The following is a 566-nucleotide window of genomic DNA, read 5'->3' as shown; positions in this document are numbered from 1 at the left end:
GGCTCGAGTGGCCTCTGCGAGTCAGGTGGCCAGGCAAAAGCTGGCGCGGGAAATTGACGGAATCCGGCATCCGAAGAACAGAAAGTTAACGTTTTGCCTGAGCTTCCGCACGGTCACGCAGATTGAGCTGCGACGGATTAGGTCGGGGGCCAGCTGCGCCACGTGACAGTGCCGGGTTCAAGCGCAGCCGCCAGAGTCCGAGCTCAGTCGGCCAAGCCTGGTCATGCAGCCGTCTTGCGCGCGTCGGCACCTGCCCGGCGGGCATCACCTAAAATCTCGAAGGCTTCCTTGATCACATACAGGCCGATCAGGGCGCCGATCACGAAATCCGGGTACGGGCTGGCCAGCCACCACACCAACAGACCGGCCAGGATCACCCCAACATTGGCGACCACATCGGCCCGCGTGAGCAGCCACGTCGCTCGCAGATGCACTTCGCCGGACTTTAGCGGTGCCAGCATGCGCAGCACCGCCATATTGACCGCCAGCGACAGCAGGGCGGTGCTGCGCATGCTGGCACCGCTAAAGGCCGGCGAAGTGCATCTGCGAGCGACGTGGCTGTTCAC

Annotated in this window: 1 protein-coding gene; it reads right to left on the bottom strand. The window is 63.6% G+C overall.

The window, feature by feature from the left end:
• Positions 1 to 221: 221 nt before the first annotated feature.
• Positions 222 to 512 (bottom strand): cation efflux transmembrane domain-containing protein, encoded by a 291-nt coding sequence (locus tag ABB27_RS19125; protein WP_244479276.1) that lies wholly within the window; start codon positions 510 to 512, stop codon positions 222 to 224.
• Positions 513 to 566: the final 54 nt, after the last annotated feature.

This window comes from Stenotrophomonas terrae (genome assembly GCF_001431465.1).
In the GTDB taxonomy this organism is placed as follows: domain Bacteria; phylum Pseudomonadota; class Gammaproteobacteria; order Xanthomonadales; family Xanthomonadaceae; genus Stenotrophomonas; species Stenotrophomonas terrae.
This window is presented reverse-complemented; position numbering and strand designations above follow the sequence as displayed.

Excerpts from the sequence above, each read along its gene's own strand:
- ABB27_RS19125 (WP_244479276.1), bottom strand. The coding sequence starts at position 512 with ATGCGCAGCACCGCCCTGCTGTCGCTGGCGGTCAATATGGCGGTGCTG.